The organism is Croceicoccus esteveae (genome assembly GCF_031846435.1).
In the GTDB taxonomy this organism is placed as follows: domain Bacteria; phylum Pseudomonadota; class Alphaproteobacteria; order Sphingomonadales; family Sphingomonadaceae; genus Croceicoccus; species Croceicoccus esteveae.
In genome coordinates, this window is record NZ_JAVRHS010000004.1 from 77,770 (window position 1) to 98,049 (window position 20,280).

Here is a 20,280-nt window from a genome sequence, read left to right on the forward strand (position 1 = left end):
GTCGGCAACAAGATACTGCCCAGATGGATTTCCTTGCATCTTTATTGCCCTGCTGCTAGGGGGCAACGCATCGGTCGCAGTGGCCGTTATCGACAGACGATTGGCTTTTGGGGGGCCGGCAAACAATGAACGCCATTGCACACGCACTTACGGTGCCCAGGATCAGAGCTGGCCTGCTGGGAACCGGAGCCGCGCTGACCATGCTATGGGCAGGAACTGCCATGGCTCAGGTCCCGACCGCAGCTGACGCACAGACCAACACCAACATTTCATCTGCATTGCGCGAAGTCGAGGAGCCGGTGCCGCAGCTTCCCGCCATCCTGCCGCTCAGGGAGCGTGCCGCCGTCCGTGACGCGTGGCTCGCCGAGCGGCTGGACACGGTCGTGCCGGCACTGATGCGCGAGAACGGCATCGACATGTGGGTGATGGTTGCGCGCGAATATCTGGAAGATCCGGTCGTATCCACCATGCTGAATGCAACCAGCATGCGGGCGCGGCGGCGCACCATCCTGATCTTCCATGATCCCGGCGAAGGCCAGCCGCTCGAACGGCTGACCGTAAGCCGCTACGGCCTCGGCGGATTGTTCGATCCTGCCTGGGATCCGGAGCAGCAGAAGGATCAATGGCGCGCCCTTGCCGAACTTGTGACCGCGCGCAATCCCGAGAAGATCGCCATCAACACCTCCGCGCTGACAGCGTTCGGCGATGGCCTGACGCTCAGCCAGTATGAAGGCATGATGGAAGCGCTGCCGCAAGGATATCGCCAGCGCATTGTCAATGCGGAGAACCTTGCCGTCGGCTGGCTTGAAACGCGTATTCCTGCCGAAATGATGGTTTATCCCGATGTGGTGCGGCTTGCCCATGCCATCATTGCCGAAGGACTGTCGCGTACGGCGATCACGCCGGGCGTGACGACAGCGGAAGATGTCGAATGGTGGTATCGTGAACGGATTGCGGGCCTGAAGCTTGCGACCTGGTTTCACCCGTCGGTGCACATCATCCGGCAAGGCGTGGAAGGCGAAATTTCCGGCCCGCAGATCATCCAGCCCGGTGATCTGCTGTGGACCGATTTCGGCATCGTGTATCTTGGTCTCAACACCGATACGCAGCACCTTGCCTATGTGCTGAAGCCGGGGGAGACGGAGGCGCCGCAGGGGCTGCGTGACGGGCTTGCCGCTGCCAACCGGGTGCAGGACGCGCTCACCTCGTCCTATCGTACCGGCATGAGCGGCAATGAGATCCTTGCCGCTGCACGCGCCAAATCCCTGGCGCAAGGCCTGCGACCGTCCATCTACACCCACCCCATCGGCTACCATGGGCATGCCGCAGGTGCAGCGATCGGCTTCTGGGACGATCAGGGACCGAGCGACAAGGGCGAGTACCGGCTGCGGCCAAACACCGCCTGGTCGATCGAGCTTTCGGCGACGCATGCGGTGCCTGAATGGGGCGGGCAGGATGTGGCCTTCAAGACAGAGGAAGATGCGTTCTTCGACGGCACCTCGGTCAGATACATCGACGGACGGCAAACGCAGTTTCAATTGATTCCGGCACAGTAACGGCAAGCCGAACAGGGGGAAGAGTGATGGCTTTTGGCATGATGAAGCAATTGTGCTCGGGAGTGGCAGGCTGCGCCCTGCTGCTGGTGGGGCCGGCGGTGGCCGAGGAGTTCACGGTTTCGCTGCCTGCCGGCGCGCAGCCGATCGATGGCCGCGTGCTCCTCATCCTGACACCCGATGGCAAGACCGAACCGCGTTACCAGGTCGATCAGAACATTGACGCGCCGCAAATCTTCGGCGTCGATGCGCAAGGTTTGTCAGCCGGCCAAAACGTGCGCATCGGACGCGAGGTGCTTGGCTTTCCTGCCGAGGACATGAGCATGGTGCCGGCCGGAAATTACCATGTGCAGGCTGTCCTTCACAAATACGACACCTTCAACCTTGCCAACGGCAAGACAGTGCAATTGCCGGCAGCGCGCGGGGCAGGTCAGAACTGGCGCAACGAACCTGGCAATCTGTTCTCCACTCCCCGGCAGATCAGCTTCGACCCGGCGAGAACAGGCGATATCGCGATCACGCTTGATCAGGTCAACCCCGCCATAGCCGAGCCGCAGGACACTGAATTTGTCCGCCACTTCAAGATCCGGAGCGAAAGCCTGTCGGAATTCTGGGGAACCGATGTGTTCATCCGCGGCCACGTACTGGTGCCCCGGGGTTTCGACGATCATCCCGAAGCGCGCTACCCGCTGATGATCTTCCACGGACATTTTCCTGCCGATTTCGGCGGATTTCGGACCACGCCACCTGATCCGGACCTGGTGTGCGAATATAGCGAGCGTTTCGACGACCCATGCTACAACCGTGTCGAACAGCAGGAAGCCTACGATCAGTACCAGCAGTGGATCGCTGATGATTTTCCGCGCTTCCTTGTTGTCGAGATCGACCATTCCAACCCGTATTACGATGACAGCTATGCAGTGAACTCGGCCAATCTTGGTCCTTATGGCGACGCAATCACGCATGAGTTTGTGCCGGCCCTGGAAAAGGAGTTCCGTGGCATAGGCGAGGGTTGGGCACGGTTCCTTTATGGCGGCTCCACCGGTGGGTGGGAGGCCCTGGCCGCGCAGATCTTCTACCCTGATGAGTACAACGGCGCCTTTGCCGCCTGTCCCGACCCCATCGATTTTCGCCAGATGATGGTCACGAACATCTACGAGGAGCCGAACGCCTACTGGACCTATGGTCCGTTTGGCCGAACGCCAAAACCCGGCAAGCGCAATTACCTGGGACATGTCGACTACACTGCCGAGCAGGAAAACAGGTTCGAACTGGTGCTGGGCGACAAATCACGGTCGGGCGCGCAGTGGGACATCTGGGAAGCTGTCTATTCGCCGATGGGCGAGGATGGTTACCCACAGCGCATCTGGGACAAGCGCACGGGCGTGATCGACAAGGAGGTCGCTGCACATTGGCGCGAAAATTACGACCTGCGCCATATCATGGAGCGGGACTGGGCAACATTGGGCCCGAAGCTTCAGGGCAAGATCCATCTCTACGTCGGCGATATGGACAATTTCTATCTCAACAATGCCGTATATCTGACCGAGGATTTCCTGAAGAAGGCCGATCCGCCGTTCATGGGCGAAGTCGCTTACGGCGACCGCGCCGAACATTGCTGGAACGGTGACCCCGATCTTCCCAACAGCATAACACGCCTGCGTTACAACACGATGTATGTCCCGCGGATCATGAAGCGGATCGAGGCTTCCGCCCCGGCAGGCGCGGACCTGACCAGCTGGCGCTACTGACGCGCGGCGGCCCATTGCATGAATGACGATCAGCCAGGCAGAAGCCTGACATAAGGAAACAGGGATGACTACGAAGCTTCACCTTGGACTGCTCTTGTCCACAAGTTTTCTGGTGGGCATTGCTGCGCCAGTACAGGCGCAGATTGCCGACAGCGCACCGGACACCGACGCGGAGCTTCCGGGCGACATTCCGGTGCCGCAAGCCGTTGCCGGGGCCGAGTCAGCCGAAATCGTGGTGACCGGTTCGCGGATCCGGTCCGCCAATCTGGAAAGTGTCAGTCCGGTAACGCAGGTCCAGTCGGAAGAGTTCCAGCAACGCGGCACCACTCGAACGGAGGATCTGCTGAACCAACTGCCGCAGGTGTTTGCAGCGCAAGGAGCGGCCAATTCCAACGAGGCAACCGGCACAGCGCAGGTCGATCTGCGCGGGTTGACCCCATCGCGCACGCTCGTGCTGGTCAATGGCCGGCGCCTTCCTTACGGTTCGCCCAAGGATATCCCTTCGGACGTTAATCAGATCCCGACCCCGCTTATCGAAACTGTCGAGGTGCTGACGGGCGGCGCTTCTGCGGTTTACGGCTCCGATGCAATTGCCGGCGTGGTCAATTTCAAGCTGCTTGATGATTTCGAAGGGCTGCGGCTGACTGCAAACCTGTCGGTGACGCAGCACGGCAACGGTCGTGATGAACTGCGTGACCTGCTCGATCGCAATGACGCGCTGGTGCCGGGCGCTTATCCCAAGCCCGATAAGACGGTGTGGAATGGCTTCACCCAGGAATATTCCGCGGTGATGGGCACCAATTTTGAGGATAATCGCGGCAATGTGACGGCCTATGCGACTTACCGCAAGGTCAACCCTACCTTGCAGGGCGATTATGATTACAGTGCCTGTGCACTTGGTTCGACCGGCCTCAACGGCAGCGAATATTCCTGCAGCGGATCAGGCACCAACAAGCCGGCCAATTTTACCAATGCCGGGCAGATCCCCGGTCTCCCCCTGTCGTTTCGGGCGACCGACGATGGCCAGTTCGTGCCTGGCACGCAGACGTTCAATTTTGCGCCCTTCAACTATTATCAGCGACCTGATGAACGCTACGCCCTGGGCGCTTTTGCCCATTACGTCATCAACGACAATTTCGTGCCGTATGTCGAGCTGAACTTCATGGATGACCGATCGGTGGCGCAGATCGCTCCCGGCACCGTGGCAGCGGGCATCAACATCGGCGCTGGTGGTATCAGCGGGGTCAATTGCGACAATCCGTTCCTGAGCGCACAGCAAGCCGATTTTCTATGCACCAGCAACGGATTGGCCACGGGTAGCATCTATGACGACCAGGGCAATTACGCTGGCCCTGAAGCGGTCGCCAACGGAGTGCGTGTGGCGCGCCGCAACGTCGAGGGCGGCGCGCGTCAGGACGATATCCGCCACCAGACCTACAGGCTTGTTGGCGGTCTGCGTGGTGATCTTGCCGGCCCGTTCCGCTACGATGTGTACGCCACCTATTCCAACGTCACGCTCAACAGCACGTTCAGGGGCGATGCCAATCGTCAGCGGATTGCCAATGCGTTCAACGCGGTGCGCGATGCCGCCGGGAACATCGTGTGCGCGATCAATGCTGATGCGAGCACCGACAATGACGACGCGGCATGTTCTCCGCTCGATTATTTCGGACCCAACGCAAGCCAGGAGGCGACAGATTACGTAAGCGAGGTAAAAAGCATCCAGGGCACGACAAGCCTCACCAATATCGTCGCGGTGATCGACGGCAATCTTAGTGATTACGGCATAGCCCTGCCATGGGCTGATGAAGGTGTCGGCATCGCTTTTGGCGTCGAATATCGCAAGAACGCGGTTGATTACAATCCGGACGAAATATATCAAAAAGCGGCAACACCTGAACTGCCAGTAAACGGGTCTGTAACTGCCAAGGAAATCTTCGGCGAAGTGATTGTGCCGATCCTCGCCAATCGTCCGGGCTTCGAAATGCTGTCTTTCGAGGGAGCGTACAGATATTCGGATTACGATTCAGGGTTCAAGACCAACACTTACAAACTCGGCCTAAACTACTCGCCAGTGCAGGACCTGCGCCTGCGCGGCAGTTATCAACGGGCGGTACGCGCGCCTAACGTGATTGAACTGCTGTCAGGCCAGAACCAGTTCGAGGTAGAACTGACGCAGAACGCCAATGGCTCGTTCGATCCTTGCGCCGGTGCGAACCCATTCGCGAGCCAGGCTGCCTGTGCCAATACCGGCGTCACTGCCGCGCAATACGGAAACATCGTCGACAATCCCGCCGGGCAGTTCAACTCGCTGATTGGCGGCAACCCCGACCTATCGCCCGAAACGGCCAATACCTGGTCGCTGGGCGCTGTGCTTCAACCTTCCTTTGCCAATGGCCTGACCGTCTCACTCGATTATTTCAACATCAAGGTCGAGGATCTGGTCGGTAGCGTGAACCCCAATCTCGCGCTGCCAAATTGCCTCGCTTCGGGAGATCAGTTTTTCTGCGGCCTGATCCAGCGCGACGCGACCGGATCATTGTGGCAGGGAGAGCAAGGGTTCTTCCGACGGTTCAACGTCAACACAGGATCGCTTGAAACAAGCGGACTTGACCTGACCGTTAATTACGGAACCTATCTCGACCGGCTTGGCCTTGGCGACAATGGTTCTGTCAATTTCAACTTCGTCGGGACCTATCTGGATAGCTACAAGACAGTGCCGTTGCCTGACTCGCCCGACAGCGATGTGTACGAGTGCAAGGGCCTTTACGCCGGACTGTGCGGGCGGCCGCATCCACAATGGCGGCACAAGCTGCTGGCAAGCTGGACCACGCCATGGGACTTCAACCTCGCGCTGACGTGGCGCCACGTGTCCAGCGTCGATGTTGCGCAGACAAGCTCGCAGCCGGCGCTCAGCGGCAGCTTTGCCGAAGTGAACAAGACGCTGGGTTCGCGCAATTACATCGACCTTTCCGCCGCTTATACCGTTCGGGAAGCCTTTACCCTTCGCTTGGGTGTCAACAATGTGTTCGATCGCGATCCGCCGTTGACGACCACCGCCGCGATCGAGGATGGTGGCAATGGCAACACCTATCCACAGTTCTACGATGCGTCGGGCCGGTATCTGTTCGTCGGCGCTTCGGTTGATTTCTGACACAATAAAGCAATCGGTATCTTACCAGGAGTAATCGCCTATGCCTTCCAACCTGCGACACCTGGCTTGGGGCGCGGCTCTGCTGGCAGGAGCGTTCACCGCGCTTCCTGTTGCTGCGCAGACGAGCGCGGAGGACAAGCGCGAAGCCCGCGTCCTGCTGGAGGAGCTGATCTCCCATCGCACTGCGGCCGGAGCAGGGCAGGTGCCGGTCATGGTGAACGGCATCGTCGCGCGGCTGCGGCAGGCCGGGTTTGCAGAGGATGACATCGCGCTGGTGCCGGTCGAGAAGGATGGCGACAAAACGGTCGGTCTGGTGGTGCGGTTGGCAGGAACCGATCCTGAAAAGAAGCCGATAGCAATTCTGGGCCACATGGATGTGGTGGATGCGCTGCCGGCAAACTGGCAAACCGACCCTTATGTGCCGGTGGAACGCGACGGCTATATCTACGGGCGAGGTTCGGTGGACAACAAGGCGGGAATATCGGCTGTTCTCGCCACTTTCATGCGGCTGAAACGCGAAGGCTACAAGCCGGAACGAACGTACCTGATCGCCTTTTCAGGCGATGAGGAAACCGGGATGGAGACAACCCGCGCGCTCACGACTCATCCGTGGGTATCGCAGGCCGCAGTTGCACTCAATACCGATGCCGGGTCAGGGTCAGTTGCAGACGGCAAATACAATTTCTCCATCCAGTCGGCAGAAAAGACGTTTGCGACCTTCATGTTGTCCGCGACCAATAGCGGCGGGCACAGTTCAGCACCGCGCCCCGACAATGCGATCTACGAGCTTGCCAAAGCGCTGGACCGGCTATCGGATCTGCAATTTGCAGTGGAGTTCAACGAGATCACGCGTCCCATGGTCGCGCAGCTTGCCCGCGATCAGGGCGGTGAGCTTGGCCGGGCCCTGGAAACCGTGCTGGACGATCCAGGCAATGCTGCCGCGCGTCAGGTACTCGACCGCTATCCTGAATACACCAACATCTTGTGGACCACCTGCATCCCCACCATGCTAAGCGCTGGCAATGCGCCCAATGCCCTGCCGCAGAACGCTGTAGCAACAATTAACTGCCGCATCTTCCCCGGGACCAGTACACAGGAAGTGTCGCGCAAGATCAGCGAAACCATTGCGGACCCGGCCATTGCCATTACGCTTGATGAAGAGCCTGTTGAAAGCCCTGCTTCTCCCATCAACGAACCCTTGTTTGCTGCCATTACCAAGGCCGTCCATGCCAATTATCCGGGCGCTGAAGTCATGCCGAGCATGTCGTCGGGAGGAACCGACGGTCGCGAGTTCCGGCGCGCAGGTATTCCGACCTATGGCGCAGGCAGTCTTGCGTTGAAGCGGCCGGACGACAACCGCGCCCACGGCATTGATGAGCGTGTACCCATCGAAGCCTTTTACAAGGAACTGAACTTCTGGGACGTGCTGCTGCGCGAACTCGATACAGTAAACCTCTAGGAGCCGTCATGCCTGCACCCGTCGCGCGCAGAAAGCTGCTTGGCCTTGGTGCGGTCGCGACTGCGGGCGCGTTCCTTGCCGCGCCTGCTGCTCGCGCCATGATGAATGAAGGTGCGGTCGCAGGCCAGGCGCGTGTGCCGCCCAGGCCACCTCCGATCAGCGCAAGGGAGCGGGCCGAACGCTGCCGCAAAGCTGCACTGCTGCTCAAGGCGAGCGGCTGCGGTTCCATGCTGATAGAGGCAGGCTCGACGCTGTTCTACCTGACGGGGATCGACTGGTGGCGCAGCGAACGGCTTACCGCAGCACTGCTGTCGGCTGACGGGGAGCTGATGGTCGTGACCCCCGCTTTTGAACAGCCCTCCATCGAAGAAATGCTGGCGGTGCCGGCGCAGGTCAATGTGTGGCAGGAAGATGAAAATCCCGCCCAGTTGATCCGCACCTGGCTCGCCAGGAACCACATCGGCCACCTTCCGATGGCCGTAGAGCCGACGGTTCGCTTCTTTGCCATAGATGCTTTGCGCGCGTTGCAGCCGGACCTGCTCGTGCGAAACGGCGCGTCCATTGTCGATGCACTGCGCATGATCAAATCGCCAGCGGAGCTGGCGTTGATGCAGCACGCGGCAAACATCACGCAGGCCGCTTATCGGGCAATCGCGCCAAATATCGCCAAAGGCATGATTGCGGCCGACATCTTTACGATGATGAGCAAAGAAACGCTGGTGCTTGGTGGACAGAACCCATCAGGCGGCATCCAGATCGGGGAAGGCAGCGCCTTGCCGCACGGATCAAAGAAGGAAGAAAAGGTCGGCGCTGGCTCTGTAATCCTCATGGATTGTGCGTGTCAGGTCGACGGCTATTACTCCGACATTTCGCGCACGATGGTCTTTGGCGAACCAGACAAGCGCCAGAGACAGGTCTGGCAGCAGGTTCGCGAAGGTCAGGAAGTGGCAATGGCGGCAGCAAGAACAGGCGTTGCTGCTGGCAAGGTCGATGACGCGGTCCGCCTGTATTACGAGCGGCTGGGGTGGGGACCGGGCTATCGAACGCCAGGCTTGCCGCATCGCACCGGTCACGGCATCGGGCTAGACATTCATGAGCCGGTAAATCTCGTGCACGGCGAGATGACGCCGCTGGCGGCGGGAATGTGTTTTTCCAATGAACCGGGGATCTATATCCCCGGTAGCTTCGGCATCAGGCTTGAAGATTGCTTCTTCATGACCGCAGAAGGCGCACGCTTCTTTACAGTACCGCCAACTGACATGGATCAGCCATTCGGCTGACCACCGGCCGGCAGGCGGCAGCGCTAATTGGCGACATGAAGCAGGAAGTGCGCTCGCGGTTTTCTCCCCTGCAAACCACCAACTGAAATCAAGTTCGTGCAAGGCGTGTGGGAAGTGCCGGGAGGCAGCTTTTGCAATTTGGCGTCAGTGACACTTTACCTGCTGGCAAAGTGTCACGCGGGACAAAGTTGGATTTGTGCAAGTTAGGGGATTCACACGATTCTCCCTTTGTGCTTTGTTCGTTGGCATCATGTTTCACTCCGCTGCCCTGGCCCATCCCGCTACAGTTGCCATGCACGGCGCTGAAATGTCCCATCTTCTGGAAGTGCTCGCGAACAAAAGCACGCGTCCCCGATACGCGTTCATGGTGCTGAACCTTGTTGCAGACGTCGCGCGGCCCGATGGCAGCGCAGGTCCGTTTGTTCCTTCAGAGCAAGGATTGCTGACATTGCGAGATTGGCTCAGCGATGCATTGGGCCCGATGGGCGCACGTGACCCACGGCGTCTGGCGATGGAACGCGCTGTTCGCCGTTCGATGGAACAGGATGGCAAATTGCCGGATGACGAGCAGGCAGCGGGACGGGCGGTGCTGGCACAGATGCACCAGCGGGTCCGCGCATCGGGCAAGACCAATCTGAGCCGGGCCGTCTCCGAACTTGTCCGCGCCGATCTGATGCGGCGTCATTACCAAGGGTATCGGGTAGACCATGAAAACCGGGGTGCACAGCGCCATGCGGTTTACACCATCATCGGCAGGGCCCGTTGCCTGCTACGCACAAGGCCGGCAAATGCAGGCAAGGACACGAACCGGCAAGGTGAGCTCCCACTGCATTGATGTGACAAAACATCTGCATGACCAGCATGGACAATGCTTGAAGAGCGACCTCAGGCTAATGATGCACGACCGAGGTATTTACCAAACGATTGACGTTATAGAACGATAATAATAGTTATGTTAACTTCTCATCGACAGTGGAAGAGGCAGCCTGCGGCCACCGGCCGTTACGCTTCGAGCATGATAATTGTTGATAAAGAAGCTTCCTTCTTTCATGAGAACGCGACGCAGCGGAACGGTTGTGGACAATTCATCCGCGTGACGGGAGATTCAAGTGGAACTCGTGCCCCTGCTCACCGGTGCCATGGCACAGGACATTGCGAACGCCGCTTTTGCAGAAGCCCGGCGGCACGATCTGGCGGTAACGATCACAGTGGTTGATCGGTCTGGCCAGACCATGGCAGTCTTGAGGGACCATCGGGCCGGCGTTCACACGCTGCGCTCCAGCTACAAGAAGGCCTACACTGCAGTTTCGCAAAAAAAGGAAACTGCAACAATTGGCGAAGGCATCCGTGACGGCACAATTCCTGCTGACTTTCGTTCACTTGACGAAAACATCATCGCGCTCGACGGCGGGATTCCAATCCATCTGGGCGCAGTCGTGGCAGGCGGCATCGGCGTTGGCGGTGCACATGGCAGTGAAGATGTGATGATTGCCCGCGCAGGGCTCAAGGTGCTGGAGAATTGAACCGCCCGGGCAGCAGGTTGCCGACCGCTGCCTTGTTCGTCGCGATCAAGCGGAGACGCCAATCGCCACCAGCGCCGCCCAGCCGATCAGAAAAGCAAAGATCAGCCAGGTGAGCACTGCGCCGCCGGCCCTCGCAGCATTGGACGAAGGCAAGTCCATACCGACAGCATGAGCGATGCGGGAGACGACGAACAACGCGCCGGCTACGGCCAGCGCCACAGATGACCCTCCCGACAGCTCCAGAAGACCCATCAGGATAAGCACGAATGGCGCATATTCCACAAGGTTGGCATGGGCGCGCATCCGGCCAGTCAGCAGATCCTGCCCACCATCGCCCAGAAGCACCTTGTCCTTGATGCGAATACGCGTGACACGCAGCGCGACCCACAGGTTGACGAGCCCGATTGCCGCCGCCGTGGCGAGTGTCGCCACAAGATCGATGTCTGCCATATCGCACCCCTGCTGCATGGAGCAGCCTGCGTATCGGCTGCCGTACAATCCCCGCACGAGCTTGCTGCTTCAGCCAGTCCGCGTCAAGCGCGCGTCGCTTATGCTACGTGCCTTCCGCGCCGTGAAATTTACCAGGTAAATCGGGAACCCAGCATGGCGGAGAGCCGTGCATTGTGCGGGGCAAAATATCCACGCAGCCTTTCGATCAGATCATTGCTCACAGGCTCGCGGTTGGTCCCGGTATTGGCCGCTGGAAACCCGGCAGGATCGCGCTCATGTTCCAGCCCGAGGAACGCAAGGGCCCGCTCGACCTCCTGCTGAGGGGAAACGAAGATTTCCTCGCTTTTCATCACCAGCACCCGCGATGCCGGATATGATGCGTAGAGGCGCTCCAGTTGATCGACATAGATGCCTTGCGCCTTGTACGATGCATGCAGGTACATTTCCGCAGCGGCTCGATCGTGGCATTCGCTGCCCGGGCTTATCGAAGCCATACGCTCCTCCTCGACTGCCATGGCCTTGTCGATGGTGAGCCGCTCACGGCCCATCCTTACCTCATGGAAATAATGCGAAATCGCTCTTTCGACCGGATCGCGCAGGATCACGATAATGCGCGCGTCCGGCACAACCATCGCGCAACGCGCCATCGCTGTGGGATGAAACAAATAGGCCGGGCAAGCCTCGCCCGTGATTGACCCGTCGTGCACGCTTGATTTGCGTGGGAAATGCGCCCGATACCAGGAGTGGCTTTTGCCCTGTTGCCACCCTGTGCTGAAATAATGCACTTCCTTGCGGAATGGCGGCTCGATCATTGAATGTCTGCTCAGGCTCCTGAACATGCTCGAAGTGCCGCACTTCATCCCGCCCACCAGCAAAAAGTCCGGCAGGACGCGCATGTGCGCAGTAGCTCTACGGGCAATGAAGCGCACCGGCCGCTTCAGCCGTTTGTCATCCTGCCGAGGTTGCAGTGGATAGGACGTTGTTGGTGTCTTGTTCAAGATCATCGGGTCTTTATCTACAAAGGCTATCGGGGGGTAAAGGGTGGCCTCGCTTTGCGCATTGTCATGCGCCGCTGCGTGGCAACGGTTGAGCGGTTTTCAACCAGCGCATTTGGCTGCGCCCCTCGGCCAGGAACTCGCTCGAGAACGCATTGTGTTACGAGCCTACTGGCGCGGCATGCGCGAGCAGATCAAGCGATACTTCTTCGCCCCACTCCTGAAAATGGCGCACCACGTCGATGAAACGAACCGTATGTCAGTCAACCAACGCGGCAATCACGAGATTCATACCCGGCCGGCGGAATTGCAACGCGTCGTGCGCGCAGTCGACGACGCGGCCCTGATGTAAGGTGTAGATCACCCGGATGAGGAAGTGGCGCTGTTCGCCCCGGTCAGATCCCGCGTAGCAGCGCCGCCGGAGTGCCGGGTTCTCAAGCCAGTCCAGCCAGGCTGCCTGGACTTCTCGATGATGCTGCGTCCGCATACAGCGCTCCATCACTGACGTCGAAGTGCTCCTCTCATCTTCATTGAAAGGCCTGACGAGAGCTCGAAATCCTGCCGCTGAACCAGATCAAGCGATGACAGTGACGGCTTCGTCAAACGCCTTTGCCAGCGGGCGGCAGGGCACATTTTGAGCCCTTGTAACCAGAAACCGCCGCTGAGTATGACGATGCAGGCAGTTCGTCGTGGTGCAGATCGCTGCCTGCGCGGTGCGCAATTTTACAGTTGCTTTACAGATGCCAGTTTCACCTGGCCAACTGTTGGTGCTGTCTTTTCTTCACGAAGTTGATTTACGACATGATCCGAGGCACTTGGAATGGCAGGCACGCGCAAGGGCTGGCCTGTCGGCATCAGAAGAGGATCAGCGGTGGACACAGGCGCGGTAATTGACACACAAAAGCTTGGCCGCATCGTTGAAGAGGCGGCGAGCGAGGTGTACCTGTTCGCGCCTGACAATTTTCAATTCCTGCTGGTGAATAAGGGAGCCCGGGAGAACTTGGGTTATACCCTGGAAGAGATGCGCGCCCGCACCCCGTGGAGCATCAAGCCGCTAATCGATCAGGAACAGTTCATGACTCTGGTCGAGCCTCTCCTGGCCGGCACGAAGTCGCAGCTTGATTTCGAAACCAGGCACGAGCGCAAGGACCGGACAAGCTATGATGTGGCGGTTCGTTTGCAGCTCATGCAATTCGACGGCGAAGCGGTGTTCTATGCAGCAGTGCTGGATCTGACCGAACTGAGGCGGACACAAGCCGCGCTCCAGGATGCGTCCCGACGCCTCGATGCAATCCTGAGCAACACCGAGATGGCTGTATTCATGATGGACGAATGCCAGCACTGTGCGTTCATGAACCCTGCCGCCGAACAATTGACCGGCTTCACGTTCGAGGAGACACAAGGCAGGACATTGCACGAGGTTGTTCACCACACCTATCCTGACGGCCGTCATTTTCCGATCGAGGAATGCGCGATTGATCGCGCGTTTCCCGAAAACAACCAGACAAGGGGTGAGGAAGTCTTCGTTCACAAGGACGGAAGCTTCTACCCGGTCGCGTTTACAGCTTCACCCATGAAGGATGAGCATGGAACAACGGTCGGAACAATCATCGAAGCGCGCAATATTGCCGCAGAGCTTGAAGCGCGAGCAGCAATGGACGCGTTCAATCAGACGTTGAAGGATCGTGTCGATCAAGCCCTGCAGGAACGCGAGAAGATCGAGACCCAGCTGATCCAGGCGCAGAAAATGGAGGCGGTGGGCCAGCTCACAGGAGGTATCGCTCACGATTTCAACAATCTGCTCCAGGTCATTGGCGGCAATCTTCAGCTGTTGCAGAAGGATCTTGCCGATGATGATCGCAAGCAGCGTCGTGTGACCAACGCGCTTGCAGGAGTACGCAGGGGCGCTGAACTTGCAGCGCAGTTGCTCGCCTTCGGACGGCAGCAAGCACTCGATCCCAAGCCGGTCAACATGGGCGGGCTGGTTCGGCGCATGGATGACATGCTGCGCCGGACCCTCGGTGAAGCGATCGAGATCGAAACGGTGATTTCCGGCGGCCTGTGGAATTGCCTGATCGACGCAGCACAGGTCGAAAACGTTATTCTCAATCTTGCCATCAATGCCCGGGACGCGATGGAGGGGCGCGGCAAATTGACGATAGAAGTCGGCAACGCGTCACTGGATGAAGCGTATGCAGCCGAACATGCAGAGGTCAGCGCCGGGCAATATGTAATGCTTGCCGTGACCGATACCGGCAGCGGCATCCCCAATGAGATCCTGAACAGGGTGTTCGATCCGTTCTTCACCACCAAAAGGCCCGGCGAAGGCACGGGACTTGGGCTGAGCATGGTTTATGGCTTTGTCAAACAGTCCCACGGACATGTGAAGATCTATAGCGAGCAGGGCGAGGGCACGACCGTCCGCATCTATCTCCCGCGCACCAGGCGTGAAGAGGACATCTCGATACCTGAACCTGTGTCGGCGCCGCATGCGACAGGCAATCAGACGATCCTGGTCGTCGAGGATGATGACGCGGTGCGCGCAACCACGATCGAGATGTTGTCGGACCTTGGTTATGCTGTGCTGGAAGCCAACAATGCCGACAGCGCCATAGCGATTGTCAACAGCGGGATAAAAATCGACCTGCTGTTTACCGACGTGGTCATGCCGGGGGAACTGCGCAGCCCCGAACTGGCACGCCGCGCCAAACAGAAGTTACCCGCTTTGCAGGTGCTGTTCACTTCGGGCTACACGCAAAACGCGATTGTGCACGCGGGCAGGCTCGACGAAGGTGTCGAGCTCATCGCCAAACCCTTCAAGCGTGAGCACCTCGCGCAGAAAATCCACGTCCTCATCAACCGGGGCAAGGATGCGGCGGCGGCGACCCTTATCACCGCTTCCGACGAGTCCGGACAAGATGGCACGTCCGGAGCAGGAGCCTTTCGCAAACTGCGCGTGCTGGTTGTGGAAGATGAAGTCCTGATCCGCATGATCTTGTGTGAAATGCTGGACGATCTGGAGCACGAAGTGGTGGAGGCCGGGAGTGTAAGTGCAGCCCGGGACTGTCTTTGTGCCAACGAGTTCGATGTCGTGATCACCGACCTCGGCCTTCCGGACGGATCAGGCGTCGACCTCGTGCGCGAGATTGTCGAAAGCGAGAAACCGATCGCCGTGATCGTCGCTTCAGGTCACGATGGGCTGAGCGCGCTGAACGATCTGCCGCAGGCAAAGCGCGTTCGTCATTTGAACAAGCCGTACGATGATAATGGACTGAAGGTCTCGCTGTCGCAGATATGACGCGTTGGCTGAAGCGGACCGCCGAACCTGGATCAGTCCTTTGAGAAACGCGCGACCGTCTGAATGCAGTTTAAGCATGGGTGTACGCAGAGGCGCTTCCGATGGCCGCGCGCAATTCCTCGCCAGTCGCGAACAGGGTGCACCGCGTCCAATGCACTCACTGGAACAGCACAGATGGTCCTTTCGAGAACAGGTCGCGTTCTACCCGTGTTCGGCTCACCCGCACTTGCTGGGCGGGTTCGATATACCGGAACACCGCCAGTATCCCGCTCGCGGGACATTGCAACACCGCCCTGCCCTGCTTTTAAGCAGAATGAGCCGCGCGCTCGGCTGCCGACACCATCCTCAAAGCGTGGCGTCCGGTGCACTGCCGGATCGGCTGCGCATTGACGCTGATACCTTGCAAATGGCAGGATCGATCCATGTCGCGCCATGTTTCCCTCCTGCTGATCGCTTTTACAATGTCGGGGTGTGCGACCAGCACCGGTGACCTTGCCGCGCCTGTCTCTCCTGCAGCCGTAATGGGCAAGGATCATGATCGAATGGCAGATGATTTTCTGAACCGGTCAAGCTCTTGCAACGCCGCCGCAATTTCAGGCATGCTTGGCATGACCGTCGATGACGATCTGCGGGCGCGTGTCCTTCAGCTCAGCGGTGCACGATTGCTTCGCGTCATCGGACCGACCGACAGCATCTCGATGGATTTTCGCGAGGACCGTCTAAACCTGGAGGTGGACCGCGAAGGCACCATCCGGCGTGCGTATTGCGGCTGACGCACGCGCCGGAATGAAGAAAGGGGCTGCCGGATTGTTCCGGTCAGCCCCTTGTTCTGGCTATCCTCTTCCCAAAGCAATCAGAACCGGATGGAAATATCCGCCATCGCACGGTCATAACGCATGGCGTCACGGCCAAACGCTGTTTCCACGCCTGCGCCGAAAGTCACGATGTTGTTTCCAATGCTCAGGCCGCCTTTCAATTCGCCCCAGCTCGTGTCACCCCCTGCAAGCGGCAGTGCAATAGGGATGTAATCGGCGGCCGCGAACCGCACTGTCATGCCTGCATCTGCGCCGTCGAGCACGTGGATGTAATCCGCCTCGAACTGCGGCGTGATGCTCCAGCCATTGCCGATTGCCTGTGTGCCGGAGAATTTCGCACCAAGGCGGGTATCGACGCGGTTTGTCGTCAATTTATCAAAGGCGAGCGCTGCGTCACCGCCTGTCTCCTGCATGCCTGACAACGCGTTGCGGCTGTAGCCAAGTTGCACCCGCGGCGTCACCATCAGGCCCTTGGTGAGGCCGACATTGACCCCCGCTTCGGCAAGAGCGGTCATCCGTGTCGCGTCCTGCACGCCAAGCATGCTGGGCTGACCCGCGTCACCGCCAAAGCCGCGACGGCCAGTTTCCAGCTCCATTCGCTCCAGATTGCCGGCGAGGCCCAGATAGGCCCCCCCGCCCAGCGCATATGCACCGTAAAGCGCCATCTGGCTCATCCTGGAGCTGGCCTGGTCGCCGTTGCCGCGGTTCATGCCGTTTGCATAACCCACCCCCACGCCGAAGCTGAACCTCTCGCTCAAGCTGTGTTCGACGCCCATGCCAAAGTAGTTGGAGCGCGCGCCATCCACTTCACTGGCCGATGCGCTGGCCGAATTGCCGGCCGTGATGACGCCTCCGGTCACAAAGCCCGAGAAGTTTTCAGGCAGTTTCTGCGCGCCTTGTTGGCCCGGCGTCAGACCGGCGAAACCACGCCTCGCCTGTTCGTAAGCAGCGGTGCCTGGCTGCGCAAAGGCAAAACCGGGCGCTCCGGTCACCGTCATGCGACCGTTGGAGGCCCCACCCATCATCGAGAGCCGGTTCGTCACGGTGCCGAACAGCGCCCTGCTCTGCCGTTCCTGCAATTGCTGACCGAAAGTCATGGTCTGCGGGGCCAGCGCGTCCAGCGTGGATGCCAGTGTCGCGCCTTCCATGAGATCGACCATGCCATAGAGGTTGGACAGCGACTGATAGGAACCGGCCCGCAGGCGGTCGAGCGCATTGGCAAAGGCAGCAGCAGTTGCGGTCGTGCTGGTGCCGGCAAGCGCACTGTTAAAGCTCAGCGCCTGCAAAGTGGCCGTGATCTCGGTTTCGCCATAGTTCAGTTCGGGACGCAGCACGCCAAGCTGAGCAAGCACATTGCCGAACGTGCCTTCAACCCCGCCATCGGCAGTGGCCACGGTAAAGGTCTGGCCAAATCGCGGAAAGCTGCCGGATGTCCGCATGAACAGCGTTGCGCCCGGCGCAGAAGCGTCATCAGGATCGGAAAGCGACAGCGTGCCGGTTACCGCCAGCAGATCGCTCGACCGCTTTTCGACATCGATGACCAGCGTGGTTCCCGACGCCAGGATCGCATCGCCATCGATGGTGAGCGTACCGGTCTTGGTGCGGCCGCCCGGATCGATGACGCTGTTCACGCTGGTAAGGAATGGCGCGCGAAAGGTGCCACCGCCCGTCAAGAGGCCGGTGAGAAGAAAAGCCTCGCCTGTGTCGAGCACGCCATCCACATTGGTCCAGCCGGAAAACTGGGTGAAATCGCCATTGGTGCTGAGGGATGCGCGCCGGGCGATGTCGAGCTTGGCCGACCCATCGATCGTCAGCCGGTCGATGGTGATGTCGGCGCCCGACAGGGTCGTGGTGCCCTGGTTGAGCGTCACGTCATAATAGCGCGCGCGGATGCCTCTGGTCGGATCGGCGGTGACATTGTTGGGCACGAAGTTCTTGCTGCCCGGTCCACCCTTGACGAAATACTGCTTGCCCGTCGCGCCAACAACAGGAGCCTGATCGAGGTCGAGACAATCGTCGAGGAAGCACACGTCACCCCATTTCGCGCCCTCGCCGCTGTTCTCGGCGCCGGGGGCATCGGGCAGCCGGCTGAGCAGCTTGCCATCGAGACCGACGACATAGTTGGGGTCCATCGCCTGCACCCAGTGCCTGGGATCGGTCCATTTGCCGATGCGGCCTTGCGTCGTTGCATAAACATAAGGATTGTTCTCGACGATCACCTGCCAATAGGCATGCAACGGCTGATAGAAGCTGAGCGTGCCGTATCCGTCGAAGCTCTGCTCCTCGAAAAACCGGGTACCGCCCGACAGCACGCCGAGAATGACGTCGCGCTGGTATTTTTCATCAAGGATGAGCGGTCCGCCCGAATCGCCGCCCGCTGTCGTTCCCTCACGCGGCAGAGCCACGTCATTGTCGCCGAAGATGCCGAAATCGAACTTGCCGGCAGTATCGTCGAACTCGCCTGAAGGGTCGCTGAAGGAAGTGAAGTATAGGTTCTGTTCGTACGTGTCGGACGAACCGAACAGGAACGCGTTCACGTCGCGTCGCGAGCCAAGCAGCGAAACGTAGTTCTCCGCCGTGCGCCGCCGGAAGTCGATTCCCAGATTGCCCGAAGCATTGGTGCCGCGCCCGCCATAACCGGTGACCGTCACATGCTCCTGTCCGTCCAGCGGCGTGAACAGCATGGCCCAGGTGGGGATATCGAACGCCGGCGTATCGAGCGTGGCGATGGCGATGTCGGCCTGCAGGAACCCGCCGTCGAGCGAGCGCTCATCGTACCAGATCGCTTCGGCGTTATAGAACGCGCTGTCCTGCACTGTCTGGAACCCGGAGCGGATCCAGGCCCGCACGCTCGGCAGGGCATCATCCTCAAAGGCAAAGCCGATCGGTGTGCCGCCGGTGTTGCCGCCATAAGCGGTATCGTCGCGGGTGTTGACGCAATGCGCTGCAAAGATAACCGTACGCGGGTTGATCAAGGTTCCGGTGCACAGCCCCACCGTGCCATCGCCATTCCACGCGACCATCTGGCCGATGCCGTTGATGCCCGACGTGTCGAGACTGCCGCCAGGAGCAGGGACGTCCGGGTCGATGTCGTCGCGCGTGATGATGCCGGGATAATCGCTGCCTGCAAAATCGAACGCGAAATCATCAGCGGACTGGGCGGCGTTGATAAGGCTTGGGTCGGCAAGCACTGGTCCTTCAGAGGCATTCGCAATGCCGGCGCAGGAAAGAACGATGGTAGAGGTGGCGACCAGCAGGCTGGAGCGCAGCGGATTGAGTGTCATGGCATTCCCCTCGATCATGTCGCGAACTTATGGAGCGAATCGTGCGGTGAGGCAGACCCTCCTGTTCAATGAAGCTATGGTTAACGAAGGATTTCTGCTTGGCGAGCCAAAAAAACAGACGCCAGAATTTTGCAGCGCAAATCCGCTTTCGGTCCGCAAACAATGGTGCAGTGCACCGCAACGGCCACAGGTGGGGCCGGCTTTTGGATGCTGCCTGCACTCCAAGATGTCAGTTTCGGCAACATCCCGGCAGAACGGGTGATTTGCACTCGAATATGCCGCTGAAGGCACAAGGATGACCGTAACAGCGGATTGATACACAGGTTCAGGCGCGGCAGAGGACGGGCAGACGGTGCTGCACGTGCGAAAGTGCGAAAGTGCGCGCAGCTAAGAGGGGATCTGGTTCAGGTCCAGCGCTGTGCCCGCAACTCTATGCCGGGAGCCTCGAACCAGCATGTTACTGGCCGCGCATCCCATCCAAGGGGTGCAGGCCGGGAAGGCGGTTCGACGGTGATGATCGTCAAGTCGGTAAACCTGCCGTCACGTCGTACGTCCAGCGCCGGGATCAGCCCAAGGGGACCGGAATCGCGCAGCTGCTGCGCAATCCAGACTGACGACAGCAATGGGCCGGTTACCGGCGTCGGCAGCACCGCTGTTGGCGGGCCGCGGTCTGACGATCTGCGGGCTCCGGCAAGCCGCCGCGGGCCATGCTTTGGAT

General features: G+C 59.6%; 14 protein-coding genes and 1 riboswitch. Of the genes, 10 read left to right on the forward strand and 4 right to left on the reverse strand.

The window, feature by feature from the left end; genetic code table 11:
* Positions 1 to 152: 152 nt before the first annotated feature.
* From RM533_RS06960 to RM533_RS06990, 7 genes are all read left to right on the forward strand, one after another.
* A complete protein-coding gene (locus RM533_RS06960) occupies positions 153 to 1,556 on the forward strand; it encodes a M24 family metallopeptidase (RefSeq protein ID WP_311340504.1) in 1,404 nt (467 codons plus the stop codon).
* A 26-nt stretch (positions 1,557 to 1,582) separates the two neighbouring features.
* Positions 1,583 to 3,304, forward strand: a complete 1,722-nt coding sequence (locus RM533_RS06965; protein ID WP_311340505.1) for an alpha/beta hydrolase-fold protein — start codon at positions 1,583 to 1,585, stop codon at positions 3,302 to 3,304.
* A gap of 64 nt (positions 3,305 to 3,368) precedes the next feature.
* Positions 3,369 to 6,458: a TonB-dependent receptor domain-containing protein gene (locus RM533_RS06970; protein WP_311340506.1), complete on the forward strand. Its 3,090-nt coding sequence runs from the start codon at positions 3,369 to 3,371 to the stop codon at positions 6,456 to 6,458.
* A gap of 40 nt (positions 6,459 to 6,498) precedes the next feature.
* Positions 6,499 to 7,917: a M20/M25/M40 family metallo-hydrolase gene (locus tag RM533_RS06975; protein WP_311340507.1), complete on the forward strand. Its 1,419-nt coding sequence runs from the start codon at positions 6,499 to 6,501 to the stop codon at positions 7,915 to 7,917.
* An 8-nt stretch (positions 7,918 to 7,925) separates the two neighbouring features.
* Positions 7,926 to 9,197, forward strand: coding sequence for a M24 family metallopeptidase (locus RM533_RS06980; protein WP_311340508.1), 1,272 nt, complete (start codon positions 7,926 to 7,928; stop codon positions 9,195 to 9,197).
* Between the two features lie 307 nt (positions 9,198 to 9,504).
* Positions 9,505 to 10,032 carry a hypothetical protein gene (locus RM533_RS06985; protein ID WP_311340509.1) on the forward strand — a complete coding sequence of 176 codons (528 nt, stop codon included), beginning with the start codon at positions 9,505 to 9,507 and terminating at the stop codon, positions 10,030 to 10,032.
* 274 nt (positions 10,033 to 10,306) lie between these two features.
* Positions 10,307 to 10,720 (forward strand): GlcG/HbpS family heme-binding protein, encoded by a 414-nt coding sequence (locus tag RM533_RS06990; RefSeq protein WP_311340510.1) that lies wholly within the window; start codon positions 10,307 to 10,309, stop codon positions 10,718 to 10,720.
* 45 nt (positions 10,721 to 10,765) lie between these two features.
* Here RM533_RS06990 and RM533_RS06995 read toward each other — a convergent pair whose 3' ends face one another.
* Together RM533_RS06995 and RM533_RS07000 are read right to left on the reverse strand one after the other, a co-directional pair.
* Entirely contained in the window at positions 10,766 to 11,170 is a 405-nt protein-coding gene (locus RM533_RS06995) for an MAPEG family protein (protein WP_311340511.1), read from the reverse strand.
* A gap of 128 nt (positions 11,171 to 11,298) precedes the next feature.
* The gene (locus RM533_RS07000; RefSeq protein WP_311340512.1) at positions 11,299 to 12,174 is read right to left on the reverse strand and encodes a sulfotransferase family protein; all 876 of its coding nucleotides are present in this window, start codon (positions 12,172 to 12,174) and stop codon (positions 11,299 to 11,301) included.
* 82 nt (positions 12,175 to 12,256) lie between these two features.
* Between RM533_RS07000 and RM533_RS07005 the strand changes: the two genes are divergently transcribed.
* Positions 12,257 to 12,517, forward strand: a complete 261-nt coding sequence (locus RM533_RS07005) for a hypothetical protein (protein WP_311340513.1) — start codon at positions 12,257 to 12,259, stop codon at positions 12,515 to 12,517.
* On the opposite strand, the gene RM533_RS13650 is transcribed toward RM533_RS07005, so the two are convergent.
* On the reverse strand, positions 12,425 to 12,664 hold the full coding sequence (locus RM533_RS13650; protein ID WP_432265044.1) for a Tn3 family transposase: 240 nt from the start codon (positions 12,662 to 12,664) through the stop codon (positions 12,425 to 12,427). The genes RM533_RS07005 and RM533_RS13650 overlap by 93 nt on opposite strands.
* A gap of 321 nt (positions 12,665 to 12,985) precedes the next feature.
* Between RM533_RS13650 and RM533_RS07010 the strand changes: the two genes are divergently transcribed.
* Together RM533_RS07010 and RM533_RS07015 are read left to right on the forward strand one after the other, a co-directional pair.
* A complete protein-coding gene (locus RM533_RS07010) occupies positions 12,986 to 15,463 on the forward strand; it encodes a response regulator (RefSeq protein ID WP_311340514.1) in 2,478 nt (825 codons plus the stop codon).
* A 422-nt stretch (positions 15,464 to 15,885) separates the two neighbouring features.
* Complete coding sequence (locus RM533_RS07015) at positions 15,886 to 16,236, forward strand: I78 family peptidase inhibitor (protein ID WP_311340515.1); 351 nt, start codon at positions 15,886 to 15,888, stop codon at positions 16,234 to 16,236.
* An 80-nt stretch (positions 16,237 to 16,316) separates the two neighbouring features.
* Here RM533_RS07015 and RM533_RS07020 read toward each other — a convergent pair whose 3' ends face one another.
* Positions 16,317 to 19,580, reverse strand: a complete 3,264-nt coding sequence (locus tag RM533_RS07020; RefSeq protein ID WP_311340516.1) for an autotransporter domain-containing protein — start codon at positions 19,578 to 19,580, stop codon at positions 16,317 to 16,319.
* Between the two features lie 315 nt (positions 19,581 to 19,895).
* Positions 19,896 to 20,118, forward strand: a riboswitch (cobalamin riboswitch).
* Positions 20,119 to 20,280 lie beyond the last annotated feature (162 nt).